The sequence below is a fragment of the Promicromonospora sp. NPDC090134 genome (assembly GCF_044746965.1).
GTDB lineage: Bacteria > Actinomycetota > Actinomycetes > Actinomycetales > Cellulomonadaceae > Promicromonospora.
The window spans coordinates 725,818-741,217 of the sequence record NZ_JBIVCZ010000002.1 but is presented as its reverse complement, the minus strand read 5'-3'; the positions used below and the strand labels follow the sequence as shown (position 1 = coordinate 741,217).

The following is a 15,400-nucleotide window of genomic DNA, read 5'->3' as shown; positions in this document are numbered from 1 at the left end:
GGTGGTTCAACCTGCGGGCGTCCAACACCGAGCCGCTGCTGCGGCTGAACGTCGAGGCCGCCGACCAGGACATCATGGAGAAGGTGCGCGACGACATCTTGTCGCTGATCCGGCGGGACTGAACGCCCTCGATCCTGGTGGGCGCCGCCTCCCGAAGTCACCCGGGTGAACCTTAGCCTCTTCACCCGTAAACGGCTTGGGCAGACTTGGGTCACTTGTAACATGAGTCGACCAATGGCGCATCTTGAACTTCGGCGCCGTAATTTTCGCCCGACGGGTGCCGCTTATCTTGACGGCTCTCGGGCAGACAGGGACATTCTCGCGGTGAAGGATCGTGCATACGGCGTGGTGCTCCGGTTCCGTCGCGCCGCGTGGCACCTCCGGCACGGTGGCGTCGACCAACTGCGTACGTATCTGCGTAGGCAGCGTGTCCCGATGGCCGGTCAGGTGGGCGGCTCGCGCCGGACGAAGGACGGCCTGACGTTCGACCAGTGGCCGGACCGGCCCGTTTCCGGCCTGGCAGGTGGTGCCGCGGCAGGTGCTGCCACCGCGGGGCGTGGCACCGTCGGCGGGCCGCGTAACGTGCGGGTCGGCGTCATCCTGGACGATTTCTCGCGGCTCGCGTTCGCGCCCGAGTGGGACCAGGTGGCGCTCACGCCACAGACCTGGCGCGACAAGCTGGCGACGGGCCTCGACTTGCTGTTCGTGGAGTCCGCGTGGAACGGCAACGCCGGCGCGTGGCAGTACCACCTGACCGGCACGTCGGCCCCGCGCTCTGCCTTCGTCGAGCTCGTCGAGGCCTGCCGTGCGGCGGGCGTGCCCACGGTGTTCTGGAACAAGGAGGACCCGGTCCACTTCGCGGACTTCCTCGACGCCGCCCGGCTGTTCGACCGGGTCTACACCACCGACGTCGACCGCGTGCCTGCCTATGCCGAGGCCCTGGGTCACGACCGGGTGGGCGTGCTGGAGTTCGCCGCGCAGCCCGCGATCCACAACCCGGTGCGGCTGCACGGCCGCGGCCCGGAGCGGGACGTCGCGTTCGCGGGGATGTACTTCGCGCACAAGTACCCGGAGCGGCGCGAGCAGATGGACTTGTTGCTCGGCGCGGCGCTCGACGTCTCGCCCAAGATGGAGCACGGCCTGGAGATCTTCAGTCGGTTCCGCGGGAAGGACGAGAAGTACCAGTTCCCCGCGCCGCTGGACGGGCGCGTCGTCGGCTCGCTCGACTACGACCGGATGCTGACCGCCTACCGCGAGTACAAGGTCTTCCTCAACGTGAACTCCGTGGTCGGCTCGCCGTCGATGTGCGCGCGCCGGATCTTCGAGATCACCGCCTCCGGTACGGCCGTCGTCTCGACGCCGAGCGCGGCCGTGGGGGAGTACTTCCCGGGCGACGAGGTCTTCGTCGCCGAGACCCGCGAGGCCGGCGCGCACACGATCCGGGCGCTCGTGCGCTCGCCCGAGCTGCGTGACCGCGCGGTCCACAAGGGCCAGCGCCGGATCTGGCGTGAGCACACCTACGCCGCCCGCTCGCAGAAGGTGCTGGCCGACGTGGGCCTGGCCGGCTCACCCGTCGTCGCGCGGCCGACCGTGACCGCCCTGGTCTCCACGAACCGCCCGCACCAGCTCGACCACGTGCTCGGCGTGCTCGGCGCCCAGGTGGGCGTGGACCTGCAGGTCGCGCTGCTCACGCACGGCTTCGAGGCGGACGACGCCGACATCCGCGCCCGCGCCAAGGAGGCCGGCGTCGGCTCGCTGGAGCTGCTGTCGGCGACGGCGGACGTGCCGCTGGGCACCTGCCTCAACCTGCTGCTGGACGCGGCCGACGGCGACGTCGTGGCCAAGATCGACGACGACGACCTGTACGGCCCGCAGTACCTGTCCGACCAGCTGTACGCGCTGGCGTACTCGGGCGCGGACGTGGTGGGCAAGCAGGCGCACTACATGTACCTCGAGGGCGCCGACGCCACGATCCTGCGGTTCGCGGATCGGGAGCATCGGTACACGGACCGGGTCATGGGGCCGACGATCGTCGCTGCGCGTGAGACCGCTTCCACTGTGGGCTTCCGCCCGCTGGGGAGCGGGGAGGACACGGCGTTCCTCACCGACTTGGTGGAGGCGGGCGGGATCGTCTACGCCGCCGACCGCTTCAACTTCATCCAGGTGCGATCGGATCCGGGCGGGCACGCCTGGTCCGTGACGGAGGCCGAGCTGCTCGCCAGCGGCGAGCTCCAGCACTACGGGCGTGCGGCGACGCACGTCATGTTCTGAACGTACGAAAGAGAGAACTCAATGGGTATCAGCACCGTCGCGGTGGTCGGCCTCGGATACATCGGTCTGCCGACGGCTGCGATCCTGGCGGCCAACGGAGTACCCGTGACGGGCATCGACGTGAGCCCGGCGACGGTGGAGGCGGTCAACCGTGGCCAGGTGCCCTTCGTCGAGCCGGACCTGGCAGGTTACGTATCAGACGCTGTCTCCTCCGGTCGGCTCCGTGCGGTGCCGGCACCGGAGCCCGCCGATGCGTACATCGTGGCCGTGCCCACACCCTTCATGGATGACCACAAGCCGGATCTCTCCTACATCAAGGCTGCGGCACAGGCGATCGCGCCTGTGCTGCGGGGTGGTGAACTGATCGTCCTGGAGTCCACGTCCCCGCCCGGGACCACGCGCCGCATGGCGGAATGGGTGCTGGACCAGCGGCCCGACCTCAGCCTGGACGGCTCGGGAGACAAGCCGGTCATCTACTTCGCACACTGCCCCGAGCGCGTCCTGCCCGGCCGGATCATGGTGGAGCTGGTCACCAACGACCGTATCGTGGGCGGGCTCACCCCCGAGGCCGCACAGCGCGCCCGGGAGCTCTACCAGGTGTTCTGCCAGGGCGAGATCCTCCTGACCGACGCGGTGACCGCCGAGACGGCCAAGCTCGTGGAGAACTCATTCCGTGACGTGAACATCGCGTTCGCCAACGAGCTGTCGCTGGTCGCCGACCGTCTCGGCGTCAATGTCTGGGAACTCATCCGCCTGGCCAACCACCATCCGCGGGTGAACATCCTGCAGCCGGGCCCCGGTGTCGGCGGACACTGCATCGCAGTCGACCCTTGGTTCATCGTGGACGCCGCGCCCGAGGAGGCGCGCCTGATCCGAACGGCTCGCGAGGTCAATGACGCCAAGCCGCGCTGGGTGCTGCACAAGGTGCTCGACGCCGTCGCCGGGATCGAATCGCCGGTGGTAGCCGCGTTTGGCCTGGCGTTCAAGCCCAACATCGACGACCTGCGCGAGTCTCCCGCTGTCGAAATCGTGCGGGACCTGGCGAGGACGTTCCCGCAGGCCACCGTGCTGGCGGTCGAGCCGAACATCGAGGAGCTGCCCGCGGAGCTGGTCTGCCTGCCGAACGTCCGGCTGGTCGACGCCGACGAGGCGCTGGCCGACGCTGACGCACACCTCCTGCTTGTGGACCACACGGTCTTCCGGTCGGTGGTCGGGCGGCTTGCGCAGAAGAACGTTATCGACACGCGTGGAATGACAGCCGAGTCGCACTGAGCGGTGCCGTGCCGATCGTCATGACATCCAGAAGGAAGGCAGACCAACTGCAATGGTGACAACTCCTGCCACCGCCTCCGGGCCGCTCCTGTCCATCGTGATCCCGACCCACAACGTCGAACCCTGGCTGGACGACTGCCTGAACAGTGTTGTTGCGCAGGGTCTGGACCAGGAGATCATCGTGGTCCTCGACGCACCGACCGACGGTTCGGCGCGGGTCGCCAGGGAGTTCCGCGACCGTCATCCCAGTGTCGTGCTCATCGAGAACGAGACCAACCTGGGGCCTGGATCGGCCAGGAACGCGGGGCTCCGCAAAGCGCGAGGGCAGTACGTCACCTTCCCGGACAGCGACGACATCGTTCCGTCGGGTGCCTATGCGGCGATGGTCGCTTCTCTGCAGCGAACGGGTTCCGACTTCGTCACCGCCCGGGCCGACGAGTTCGGGCGACAGAGCGGACGGGCGCGCTACTGGACCCTCCAGCACGACGTCTACGACATCGGTGCCGAAAGGACCACGCTCGCCGAGCACCCAGAACTGATCTACGACCACACCGTGTGGACCAAGGTCTATCGGACGGCGTTCCTCCGGGAGCAGCAGATCGTCTGGCCGGAGGCGACGCTCTGCGAGGACGTCGTGCCGTGCACGCAGTCCTACACGCGAGCGGCATCGATCGATGTCCTGCCTCGGACCACTTACCTTTACCGCCGTCGGCCGGGCTCGATCACGACGACCCTTGACGCACAGGACGTTCTCGCTGACTGGGCGCGGCAGACGGCGGAGGCGCTGAGGGTCGTCCGTGAGTCGGGCAATGGCGCGGCACTGCAGGTGTTCGTCGAGAAGATCCTGCTCTTCGAGGTGCGCAACCGTGTCGCTCCGCTCCGGGAGGCGACCGACGCGACGGTCGTGGAGCTTGCCCTTGCTGTCATCCGCGACGTGGTCCGGCTCGCCGAGCTGAGCACGCTCCGTCGGATTCCGGGCCCGATCCTCGAGACGGCGCACGAGGTTCTCTCGGGCGAGGCCGGGCTGGGTGAACTGTCGGAGACACCGGAAGTGCTGCTCCGTGTACTGGGCAAGGACGCTGGCACTCCCGAGTCTGCGCTCTCGCAACCGGGCTCCGCGCTCGTGGCCGTATCGGTGGTCCTGCCGACCCACGACGTGGCTCCTTGGATCGACGAGTGTGTGCGATCGATCCTTGCCCAGGACATGGCGGACTTCGAGCTCATCGCCGTCGACGACCACTCCACGGACGGCACCTGGGAGAAGCTAGAGGCGTGGGCGCTTCGCGACCCGCGGGTGACCGCCATACGCAACCCGGGGCGGGGCGGCGCCCAGGCCCGGAATGCGGCGATCGAGCGTGCCGGCGGGGCGTATCTGACCTTCTGCGACGGTGACGATCTCGTGCCACGTGGTGCGTACTCCGCGATGCTTGCGACGGCCACATCGAGTGGCGCGGAGGTGACGATCGGCGGTTTCCAGAAGTTCTACGCGTCCACGACGTGGAGCAACCTACGTGAGTACGGTCTGGATCGTCCCTATGAGCGGACAACCATTGACCTCGTACCGCGGCTGGTGCGCAACAGGACTTGCTGGAACCGCTTCATCCGCCGCGACTTCTGGATGAAGCATCGGCTGCACTTCCCGACGACGCCGCGTGGCAACGACATTCTTCCGATGTCCATGGCGCTTCGGATGGCGGAGCATCTGGCGATCACACCAGAGATCGTCTACCACTACCGTGCTCGTCCAGGAGCGTCGTCGATGACCGCATCGCTGAGCAGTGTCGCGTCGGCCGTCGGGTATCTCGCTCAGGAGCGGATCTGTGCGGCTGTGCTGGCCGACGATCCGACATCAGACCTCACCCGCGAGTACTGGCACATGGCGCTCGGCTCTGACGGCTGGTCCACCGTCGGGAAGCTGCTCGGCGATGACGTGTCACGTTTCACTCCCCGTGAGCGCGAGGCCGTCGTCTCGGCGATCGCCGATCTTGTCGAACTCGCTCCCGCGCAGGCGCTGCGCCGCGTAGGCCCACGCCGCGCACTCGTGTATCACCTGATCGCACGGGGTGACCTCGAGGCCGCCCGGCAGGTCTGGCTTCGTGAGACCGAGGGCATCGACAAGCACGCGACGCAGACCATCACCACCATGGTCGATGCGCTCGACGCCGGCCTGTCCTCCGGTTTCTCCCGTGACCTTGCCGCACGCGTGTTCCACGCCGACGTGCTCCGGCCGTTCATGGACCGCAGCGCGCCCTGGGAGGACGACCTTGCCGACACGGTGTGCGAGTTCGTGGCCGAGTCCGGTCTGGAGACGGCGGACGTCACCACGCCAGGAGCCCGTGAGGAACGAGTGTTTCGAGCCATGAGGTCCGGGGACCGCGGTCTGCTCTGGCGCCAGCGCGCCCAGGACTCCTGGCGCTACCTGCCACGGTTTACCGCCGACGTCACCAGCGTGAAGGGCCGCAGCGTCGCTCTTCAGGGTGACGCGGTCCCCGACGGCGTGGTTCTGCATCACCTGGAGGTTGTCGGTAGCCACGGCAGGCGTCAGGAGCAACGGGTGCGGATCTTCGGCAACCTGACCGTCGATGCGAACGGCTGGCGACTGGCCGCGGACCTGTCGACGCTGGCGGCGGGCTGGGACTGGCGGCTGAGGGTGATCGCGGAGGACTCGCTCGGTCGAGTGGACGTGCCGTTGCAGCTCACATGGGCCTCTGCGAGCACGGCGGGTTCCGTCAGGCCGTGGTCGGACGGGACGTCCGCCCTCGGTTTCCGCACCTACAAGAGCGGCGTGGCGCGCGTGACACGCGCGGTCCAGTGGCGTGTGGAGCGGATGCGCAAGGCGCGCACCGTTGCCCAGGTGAAGGGGGCGCGGCGATGACCGTCGACCAGAGCGCAAGGCACGGCGCGGCGACGACGAGGGTGTCCGGAGTTCCGGTGGTCCACTGGAACCCGGTCCGGGACGGGGCGCCCGTCGCGAACTTCGGCGACCTCCTTGGCCCCGAGCTGGTGTCGCGGATGGTCGCGGGAAGGGATCCGGCGCCGACGGACGGGACGCCTCGGGCGCTCGTCTCCGTCGGTTCCGTCCTGCACCTCGCGCCGGAGCATGCCGTCGTGTGGGGCACGGGTGTCAACGGCAAGAACCTTTCTGACCGTGACACGTTTCCCGGTTCACTGGACGTCCGGTCGGTGCGCGGCCCGTGGACTCGTCGCTACCTGCGGTGGCTCGGTCATGACGTGCCTGACGTCTACGGCGACCCGGCGCTGCTCTTGCCGTACCTGATGCCAGAAGTGGCCGGGTTGGTTCGCGCACCCCGCCGGGACGCGCTCTTCGTACCGAACCTCAATGACCGGGACGAGCTCTCGGCACAGGCCCGGATCCTCGGTGTGCTCGTCCAGGATCCGCGCGACCAGATCCACTCGGTGCTGGCCCAGATCGCGGTGAGCAGATTCGTCGTCGGTTCGTCATTGCACGCTGTCGTCGTCGCCGAGGCCCTCGGCGTTCCTGCGAGGTTCGTGGCATCCGAGCACGAGCATCCGTTCAAGTATCGCGACTACCTCGCCGGGACCGGTCGTTGTTCCGAGCCGGTGGCGAGGACCCTCGAAGACGCACTGGCTCTGGGTCCGATGCCGGAGCCACGGTACGACGCTGACGCGATCCTGGACGTCTTTCCGCACGATCTGTGGATGCCCGACTCCAACGGCGGGGCAGATCCGCCCAGACCGGTTCCGCTGACCACACCAGGCACAGCCGACGCCCTGCTGGGAGCCGCCGCGGTCGGCCACCTTGTCGGTGACACTGACTGGGTCACCTCGCTGAGCACAAAGCACGAGATCACGGCCGATGTCGCCCGGTACGAGGCCAACCTCCGGGAGGCGGTCGAGTCGGTCGATACCGCGGTACCGGCAGGCATGCTCGACCGGCTCACCGAACTCCGTCAGTGGTTCTACCCGGACGTGCGTTCCGACCAGCTCGCGGTGGGCCTGCGCGACGCCGACCGCGCCGTACTCTCAGGCTCCGCGGAGCACTTCGTCAGCGGCGTGCGCCGGGCCGACACCGGCCTGGCCGCCTGTGCCTACGCGGCGTTCCGGCAGCGCTCCTCGACAGTACTCAGCTTCTTCGTACAGCTTGTCGACTCGGCACGGCCGATCGAGGAGGCCCGCCTGGTGAACGGGAACGCCGTGGTCGTCGTGAGCGGCATGGTGCTCCCGAACGGAGCCGCCCAGCTCGACCTCGACATCATCGTGCCGGTGAGCTGGGGAGATCCGCGGGACCTCGATCTTGTGCTGGACATCGACTTCGCCGACGGCGCCACGGAGTCGACACCCTTGGCGTGGGCGAACCAGATGCCTCGGCTCGACCAGACCGGAGCCAAGACCATGGTTGCCGCTGGCCAGGAAGGTGCTTGACCGATGCCGCAGATCTACCCGTTCCCGTACTGGACCACCAACCCGTACCTGAACATGCTCTACCTCGAGGCGCGCGCCCAGGGGTGGCAGGCGAGGGGACGCTGGCGCTACGGCGAACTGATCGACGACCTCGGGCGTCTGGCGCCAGGGGACATCGCGCACGTGCACTGGACCGGACCGATCTCGGACGGGGTGTTGAACGCGGCCGACTTCCGCGTTCGGATCAATACCCTCGACGCCGCCCTCGGCCGCGCGGCCGCTCGGGGGGTGCGGCTCTTCTGGACCGTGCACAACACGGTCGCGCACGATGCCAAGTACCTTGCCGAGGAGGTCGAGCTCGCCAAGGTGCTCGCTCGGCGCGCCGAGAAGATCCTCGTCCTCAACTCGCAGACGGTGACCGTCGCGGCTGAGCACTACGAGATTCCGGTCGAAAAGGTGCACCGTATCCCTCATGCCAGCTACCTGGGCATCTATCCCCAGCCGCATGGGCGGCGGGCGGTGCGCGAGTCCCTGGGGATTCCCCTGGGGGAGCGGGTGGTGGGGATCGTCGGTGGCCTCCGGCCCTACAAGGGTGTCGGGGTTCTGCTCCGGGCGGCGGGACTGCTCGCCGAGCGGCATCCGAACGTCTCGCTGCTGCTCGCCGGGAAGACCGATCCTGCGGCGATGCGGGAGATCGAGGAAGCGCTGCCGCCCGGCGTCACTGTCTATCGGCGGCACGCCGAGCTCACCGAGGACGAGGTCGTGACCTGGTCCGCGGCGTGTGACGTGCTGGCGTTCCCGTACACCCGCATCCTCAACTCGGGCAGCATGCTGCTCGCCTCGACCATGGGTGTTCCGTGCGTGGTGCCCGCTCTGCCCCACCTGATGACGGACTACGGCGACCAGGCGTGGGTCGAGTTCTTCGACGCGGAGGCCGAGGACAGGCCGGCGGCGCTCGCCGCAGCCGTCGAGCGGTGCTTCGACAGGCAGGGTGGTGCGCGGACACGGGCCGCCAAGGAGTTCGCGGCGGCCTACACGATGCACGACATGGCCGCGGACTTCGCGGAGCTGCTTCATGTCTGAGCACGAGCACTCGCCCGTCGACTTCGTCCAGTGGGGCCGTCCGGTCCACCGCTGGGTGAGCTCCGAGGCCTTCCTCTCGAGGCCGCAGCACGGCTCGGGGCTGCACTCCGTCACGTATGCCGGCGGGACGATCGACCTTGGGTTCAACGGAGAGCCGCTCGGTGCCACGCGTCAGCGTGCGATACCCGTGTTTTTCCTGGGACTCACGAAGGACCGTGACGGTGCGCTCGGACCGTACTTCTCGGGACTGAACATCAGCGCCGAGATCGGCACGTCGTCGATCATGGTCGCGGACCCGACGATCAGCGACCACGGGGACCTGACGTTGGCCTGGTACGCCGGCTGCTCTGAGTTCGAGGCCACGGCTGCGCTGCACCGCCTCCTCAAGGGGATCGCCGAGCGCTACGACGTCGACCTGCTTCTCGTCGGCGGCAGCGGCGGCGGGTTCGCCGCGCTGTCCGCCGCCCAGGCGATCGGTCCGCGCGCTCAGGTCTTCTGCTGGAACCCGCAATCGGACGTCCTGCGGTATGTGCCGGAAACGATCTCCGCGTACCTGCGCAGTGCGTACCCGGCTTCTCCGGTCGCCTACCTCGATCCTGCGGTCGACGACGACCGTGAGAAGATCCGCGACTACTTCGACGAGCGCGGGATCAGAACCGTCGTGGGTGACCCGGACGACACGTCGAGGGTTCTGCTCCTCCAGAACGGCAGCGACTGGCACGTCCGGGCACACTTCAGGCCGTATGTCGAGCGTCGTGGGCTGGAGCTCCTGCCGGACCTGCCCGCCTATCACCGAGGTCCGGCGGTGGCCGCGATCGGGAGCTGGGGTCAGGGTCACGTCTCCCCGCCGCGGGACGTCACCGTGCGGGCCGTCCAGCTCATGCTGGGCGGAAGAACGGCCGAGGAGACGATCCGCGATCTCGCCGGGGAGTTCGGTGCCTTCTTCCCGGACCGGCCCGAGCTCCGGTCGGGACCGTCGCGTTAGCTCGTGCGGAGCCGGGCGACGACCGTGCGGCCGGCCGCCGCCGGCCGCACGGTGAGCTCGAGGTCGGAGCCGAAGGACCGGACCGTGACAGATCCGTCGGCGTCGCCCGGACGCAACCGCCCCTTGCCGGACAGCACGAGCCGGATCGGGGCCGCGCGGCGGGCGAGGTCGGCCACGGCGACCGTGAGACCGTCGTCGGACTCGCGGGTGACGACGGAGCACGGTGCGTCCGAACGGAGGCCCGGGACTTCTCCGGGCTGCCAGAACGTCGCCATCGTGATCCCACTGCCGTCCTGGGACACGAGGTGGTGCGCAGGGCGCGCCGCCCCGACCCAGATGTCCCTCCGTCCGGCCAGCGCGGCCGTCTCAGCGGCCGTCGCCCCTGGAACCACCAGGTAGGCATAGCTCGCCGCCGAAGGGCGAGTGCCGTGCTCGATCACGATCGAGACGTAGGTGCGGGTCACGGCCTCTGTGCTGCCCGCCTCGTTCACGTCGGCCCAGCTTCCCGACCGTTGCCGGTGCTCCGCGCGCACGGCGGCGTCCCCGAGGAAGACATATCCGCCGACGCCCTCGAGATGAGCCCAGTCCGGGTTCTGCCAGGTGCGGGTGTCTCCGGGTTCGCTCACGGCCTGCTCGCCGTCGACCGTCAGACTGCCGATGTTGCCAGCGTGGAACAGCCGGTTCTCCACGGTCGTCTCGACCGCCTCGGCCGCACCGGAGCTCAGCCCGGTACCGAGCGCGAGCACGTAGTCGTCGAAGCAGAACCACGACGCGTAGCCGGTCAGGTCGGATGCCGCACCGGAGACCGTCATGGCGGCTGCCAGGTACGTGTCCAGCACGGCGCCCCCGGCCCAGGCACCGACCGCCAGCGGCGACGGAACGCGCTGGTCGGGAGCCACGGGTGCCTGGACCACGGTGGTGCCCGGTAGACGGTTGGGGTCGACCGTCGGCCAGAACTGGTCGGTGAACTGTCCGTCGTCACCGTCGTAGAGGTAGGTCATGCCGGCACCGGTGTGGGCGGCCCGGAGGTTCTCGCCGTTCATCAGCTCGTAGCGCGCGACGTGCTCTGCGGCCATCGACACCGCGAAGGCCCAGCCCGAGCGCCGGTGGACGGCACGCGCCGAGTCGGGGAAGACGACGCTCGAGTCGGGCTCCGGGAGCGCGGCGCCACGGTCGGTGTCGAGCAGATCAGCGAGGGCCTGCGCCGTCGAGACGTCCGTCCCCTGGAACGGGTCGTAGTCGGGGCGGGACCGGTCCACCCAGCCCCTGCAGCGCTCCCTCCAGGACCGGACGGTCCGCGGGGAGAGCTGAGGCAGCTGCGCGAGGCGCAGCATTGCCACCATGGCGGTGGCGGCCGCGGAGTGCTCCGTCGATCGCTCCCGGGAGATCTCGCGGCCGCGTACGAAGCTCATGAGCCGTCCGTCGTGGATGACCGGGGCGAACGTGTCGTCGACGGCGAACCGGAGCACGTCCAGCGACTCCCGGTCGAGCTGCCAGCGCGTCCCCATGAGCAACCATGCGATCCGAGAGACGCCCTCGAGCCAGGTCACCCCGTAGGCCCCGGTGTACGGCACTACCGAGTGCTGGAGGTACGAGCCGTCCCGATGAAGGCCGTCACCCTCGTCGGCGAACTGGCATGCGAGGCGCAGGGCTGCCGCGGTGTCGCCGATCCGGCCGGGGTCCCTTGTGACCAGGCCGTGCACCAGGACCGTGCGGCAGAGGTCGACGAGGTTCGCACCGGTGGCCTGGTGCGTCTGCGAGTCGGGCCCGTCGTATCGCGTGGGATCGGGAACTGCTCGCGCGATCGTCCGGGCGTACGCGTTGCGCGTGTCCTCGGTGAGCACCCCGTCCAGCAGGACGAGGCAGTCGGCCAGAGCCTGGGGGCTGCCGATCTCACGGTCCCACCAGTTGGTCCAGGCGGAGGCGGGCGGGTCGCTGCGGTAGACCTGGTCGTCCATCTGCCGGAGCCCTTCCAGGATGGCAGCGAGCAGGGGTTCCGAGCGATGGGTCGATGTGTGCGGCGTGGCCCACGCGATCGTCATCGCCCGCAGCCTGTGCAGGGTCTCGGTGAGGTGGGCGGAGTTGGTCGTGGGGTCGAGCACGAGGTCGTCGAAGACACGTGGGCCGCTGCCGCTCGTCGTTCGCCCGAGGAGGTCCCGGGCACGGTCAGCGACTCGGCTTCGTGCCGCCTGCACGCCCCGTCCGTCACGCGAAGTGCCGACAAGATGCGTGATCCATCGCTCCTGCAGGGCACCGAGCGCCTCCGTCGCCTGCTGTGGTGTCGCCACGGTGAGCGCCGCGGCACCGGTCAATGCGGCTGCGCCGACCAGCACCGTGCGACGGGTGATCAACCCGTGCTTCGGCTTCTCCCGGGTCATGGCTGGAGCCGGACGGCGACCTCAGCTCGGGACATGTTCGCCTCCGCCCTCGGCTGATGCGAGGGTCGCTGGGCGGGCGAGGTCGTCCGGCACACCTGGGGGAAGCTCACGGATCACTCGTGCAGGAACGCCTCCGACGACCGTGTTCGGCGGTACGTCCGCGGTGACGACCGCACCGGCGGCCACCACGGCTCCGTCGCCGATGGTCACACCCGCGAGGATGGTGACCGACGCACCGATCCAGCACCCTGACCCGATGGTGATGCCGTCCCACCGAACCGGTCCGGCCCTGCGTTCGGCCGGGCCGATCGTGTGTGTGTCCGACACGATCCGTGAGAACGGCCCGATAGCGGTGCGCGCTCCGATCACCGTGTGGGGTCGGATGTAGACACCACGGTTGACGTAGACGTCGTTCTCGATGGTCACCGGGCCGAGGATGTCGACGTCCCTGGTGACGTGCGAGTGCGCACCGATCTTGATGGTGCGGTCGTCGGAGTGCATCAGGGTCGCCGAACTGTGGACGGTCGCGCCGGTACCGAGCTCGATCGCCATCAGGCGAACGCCCGTCGAGCGTCGGTCTTCCCGTACAGCGCGGGTGACGTCACGTCCATGGGCGCTCTGCCCTCTTGGTCGATGGCGCGCCGTGCCTTCTTGATCGCGGTGACGAGCTTCTTGATCGTGGCCTCGTCGACGATCTCGTTGACCATGCCCACACGCGTGAAGTGGACCCGGTCGGACTTGTCACCGATGTCCTTGAACGCGATGTCACCTGCCCGGAGCAGGGCTTCGAGGTAGGGAAGGTACTGCTTGTCGCGGACGACGATGTCGACGACGAAGGTGTTGTCCTTGGCATGGATGTCGAACGCGAAGGTGATCCCCTGCGCCACGAAGTCGTGCGCAGAGACGGTGTCCTTCCACACCGCGTGCTTGGTCCAGTGTCCGGGGAGCTCCTTGCGGAGCCAGCCGCACACGGCCGCGAGCTGGTTGCCGCGGATCTTGTCCTCCGGCGTCAGGTCGGATGCCGGAGGGTTGTCAGCCCCGCGGACAGCCCTGTTGCTCCCGGAGTACCCGGCGCCCGTCGGCAACGCGGCGGCCTCGCTCCCGGGCCCCCACACCACCCGCCCCTCGGTCCCCGTCAGCCGGCGCACCGTCTCCAGGTACACCTTCTCCGCGTAGTGGAACGGCGCGTCCCCCCACGGGTGGTGCGGCCCGGACATGACCTCGGCAGGGTCCATCGACACCACGTGAGCACCCAAGGCCTGGGTGGCGACCTGGACGTAGGGCCGGAAGATCGCGTTGGCTTCCGAGGCCTTCAGACCGAAGCTGTCAGGCGTCTGCGTCCCGCTCTCGGACCACTCCGCCCATGCGATGTCGAGCAGCACGGTCGTCGCCTGCGGCATGTGGTGCTGGACGCGCTCGCCGATGTAGTTCATCGCGGTGCTCCAGTACTCGAAGTGCTGCTGGGTGCCGAACGCGATGTGCTGGGTGCCCTGGGGCAGGTACTGCTCCGCACCCGATTCGATGAGCTCGACCGAGCGGGTCACCATCGACCCGTCGGGCAGTAGGTACGCACCGAGTCGCTCGTCCGTCAAGTCCACGAGCACGAGATCGGTGGCCGAGCCATGGGTGGACAGCAGCGACCGGAGGCTGGAGGAGAAGTCGCCGGTGACCATCCGCTGCTGGAAGCGGGACTCCAGCGTGGGCGGAGCCATGAGCTCGACGGGCTTCGTGTACGCGCTGAGCACCGACTGCCTGGCCACGTACTGGACCAGCTCGAACTGCTCCGGATCGAAGTGCTCGAACGTGTCTCGTGACACGCACGAGCCATAGATAAAGACCCTGGTCTTGCTCATGCTCCACCCTCTGCAGTAACGGCAGTGAATTCTTCGTCCAGGTCGAGGTCCGGCAGCAGGCCGGGCAGCTCGGGTGCGAGCATGCGTGCCGTCGCGTCCAGCACCCGGCTCGCGCTGCGTCCGTCACCGTACGGGTTGATGGCCTGCGCCATGGCCGCGTAGGCCGTGTCGTTGGTCAGCAGCCGGTTCACCTCGGCGACGATGCGCTCCTCGTCGGTGCCGATGAGCCGGGCGGTGCCGGCCTCGACCGCCTCGGGGCGCTCCGTGTTGTCGCGCATGACGAGCACCGGCTTGCCCAGGCTTGGCGCCTCCTCCTGGAGCCCGCCCGAGTCGGTGAGCACCAGCGTCGAGAGCGACAGCAGGTGCGTGAACTCGCCGTACCCGAGCGGCTCGGTCACCGTGACGTTCGCCAGCCCGTCGAGGTGCGGCAGCACGGCGTCACGCACCACGGGGTTGCGGTGCACCGGCAGCACGATCTCGGTGCCGGGGAACCGGCGGGCGATCCGCGCGAGGGCGCGGCCCACTCCCTCCATCGCAGCGCCCCAGTTCTCCCGTCGGTGCGTGGTCACCAGCACGATCCGGCGGCCCGACGCCGCGACCCGCTCGACGGCTGCGTCCGTGAACGCCGTCCGGCGCTCCACGGCGAGGTACAGGGCGTCGATGACGGTATTGCCGGTCACGGCGATGTCCTCGAGCTTGACGCCCTCCGCCACGAGGTTGGCCAGGCTGCGCAGGGTCGGCGCGAGGTGCAGCGAGGCGATCTGGGAGGTGATCTTCCGGTTCGCCTCCTCCGGGAACGGCGACATGATGTCGCCGCTGCGCAGGCCCGCCTCCAGGTGCACCACCGGGATCCGCCGGTAGAACGCGGCCAGCGCGGCCGCCGTCGAGGTCGACGTGTCACCCTGGACGAGGACGACGTCGGGCCGCCGGGCCTCCAGGATCGGGTCGAGCCGGGACATGACGCGCGCGAAGATCTGGCCGAGCGTCTGGCCGTGGCTCATGACGTCGAGGTCGTGGTCGGGCACGATGCCGAAGACCTCGTTGACCTGGTCGAGCATCTCGCGGTGCTGGCCGGTTACCACGGTCACGGAGTCGAACCGGTCGTCGGCCTCGAGCGCCGTGATGACCGGGGCCACCTTGATGGCCTCCGGCCGCGTCCCGTAGACCGTCATGAC

The 15,400-nt window shown here is 68.9% G+C and carries 11 protein-coding genes; 7 read left to right on the top strand and 4 right to left on the bottom strand.

Annotation, left to right across the window (positions count from 1 at the left end; genetic code table 11):
- The 7 genes from ACIPN7_RS09670 to ACIPN7_RS09640 all read left to right on the top strand — a co-directional run.
- Positions 1-122: hypothetical protein (locus ACIPN7_RS09670; RefSeq protein ID WP_400540442.1), on the top strand; the 122-nt coding region annotated here is incomplete at its 5' end.
- 313 nt (positions 123-435) lie between these two features.
- Entirely contained in the window at positions 436-2,271 is a 1,836-nt protein-coding gene (locus tag ACIPN7_RS09665) for a glycosyltransferase (protein WP_400540396.1), read from the top strand.
- Positions 2,272-2,292: 21 nt separating this feature from the next.
- Positions 2,293-3,543 carry a UDP-N-acetyl-D-mannosamine dehydrogenase gene (gene wecC, locus ACIPN7_RS09660; RefSeq protein WP_400540394.1) on the top strand — a complete coding sequence of 417 codons (1,251 nt, stop codon included), beginning with the start codon at positions 2,293-2,295 and terminating at the stop codon, positions 3,541-3,543.
- Positions 3,544-3,640: 97 nt separating this feature from the next.
- A complete protein-coding gene (locus ACIPN7_RS09655) occupies positions 3,641-6,418 on the top strand; it encodes a glycosyltransferase family 2 protein (RefSeq protein WP_400540393.1) in 2,778 nt (925 codons plus the stop codon).
- On the top strand, positions 6,415-7,947 hold the full coding sequence (locus ACIPN7_RS09650) for a polysaccharide pyruvyl transferase family protein (protein WP_400540440.1): 1,533 nt from the start codon (positions 6,415-6,417) through the stop codon (positions 7,945-7,947). Before ACIPN7_RS09655 ends, ACIPN7_RS09650 begins: the two co-directional genes overlap by 4 nt.
- 3 nt (positions 7,948-7,950) lie before the next feature.
- A complete protein-coding gene (locus tag ACIPN7_RS09645) occupies positions 7,951-9,009 on the top strand; it encodes a glycosyltransferase family 4 protein (protein ID WP_400540391.1) in 1,059 nt (352 codons plus the stop codon).
- Positions 9,002-9,994, top strand: coding sequence for a hypothetical protein (locus ACIPN7_RS09640; RefSeq protein ID WP_400540390.1), 993 nt, complete (start codon positions 9,002-9,004; stop codon positions 9,992-9,994). The genes ACIPN7_RS09645 and ACIPN7_RS09640 overlap by 8 nt, the downstream gene beginning before the upstream one ends.
- On the opposite strand, the gene ACIPN7_RS09635 is transcribed toward ACIPN7_RS09640, so the two are convergent.
- From ACIPN7_RS09635 to wecB, 4 genes are read right to left on the bottom strand one after another with little or no spacing between them, the layout of a single operon-like run.
- Positions 9,991-12,372, bottom strand: coding sequence for a polysaccharide lyase 8 family protein (locus ACIPN7_RS09635; protein WP_400540388.1), 2,382 nt, complete (start codon positions 12,370-12,372; stop codon positions 9,991-9,993). The genes ACIPN7_RS09640 and ACIPN7_RS09635 overlap by 4 nt on opposite strands.
- Positions 12,373-12,393: 21 nt before the next feature.
- Entirely contained in the window at positions 12,394-12,924 is a 531-nt protein-coding gene (locus tag ACIPN7_RS09630; protein WP_400540386.1) for an acyltransferase, read from the bottom strand.
- Complete coding sequence (locus tag ACIPN7_RS09625; protein WP_400540384.1) at positions 12,924-14,225, bottom strand: DUF6270 domain-containing protein; 1,302 nt, start codon at positions 14,223-14,225, stop codon at positions 12,924-12,926. Before ACIPN7_RS09625 ends, ACIPN7_RS09630 begins: the two co-directional genes overlap by 1 nt.
- A complete protein-coding gene (gene wecB, locus ACIPN7_RS09620; protein WP_400540438.1) occupies positions 14,222-15,397 on the bottom strand; it encodes a non-hydrolyzing UDP-N-acetylglucosamine 2-epimerase in 1,176 nt (391 codons plus the stop codon). The genes ACIPN7_RS09625 and wecB overlap by 4 nt, the downstream gene beginning before the upstream one ends.
- Positions 15,398-15,400: the final 3 nt, after the last annotated feature.

Coding starts and splice junctions, on each gene's coding strand:
- ACIPN7_RS09645 (WP_400540391.1), top strand. CDS start 7,951: ATGCCGCAGATCTACCCGTTCCCGTACTGGACCACCAACCCGTACCTG.
- wecC (WP_400540394.1), top strand. CDS start 2,293: ATGGGTATCAGCACCGTCGCGGTGGTCGGCCTCGGATACATCGGTCTG.
- ACIPN7_RS09635 (WP_400540388.1), bottom strand. CDS start 12,372: ATGACCCGGGAGAAGCCGAAGCACGGGTTGATCACCCGTCGCACGGTG.
- ACIPN7_RS09625 (WP_400540384.1), bottom strand. CDS start 14,225: ATGAGCAAGACCAGGGTCTTTATCTATGGCTCGTGCGTGTCACGAGAC.
- ACIPN7_RS09665 (WP_400540396.1), top strand. CDS start 436: ATGGCCGGTCAGGTGGGCGGCTCGCGCCGGACGAAGGACGGCCTGACG.
- ACIPN7_RS09650 (WP_400540440.1), top strand. CDS start 6,415: ATGACCGTCGACCAGAGCGCAAGGCACGGCGCGGCGACGACGAGGGTG.
- ACIPN7_RS09640 (WP_400540390.1), top strand. CDS start 9,002: ATGTCTGAGCACGAGCACTCGCCCGTCGACTTCGTCCAGTGGGGCCGT.
- wecB (WP_400540438.1), bottom strand. CDS start 15,397: ATGACGGTCTACGGGACGCGGCCGGAGGCCATCAAGGTGGCCCCGGTC.
- ACIPN7_RS09630 (WP_400540386.1), bottom strand. CDS start 12,924: ATGGCGATCGAGCTCGGTACCGGCGCGACCGTCCACAGTTCGGCGACC.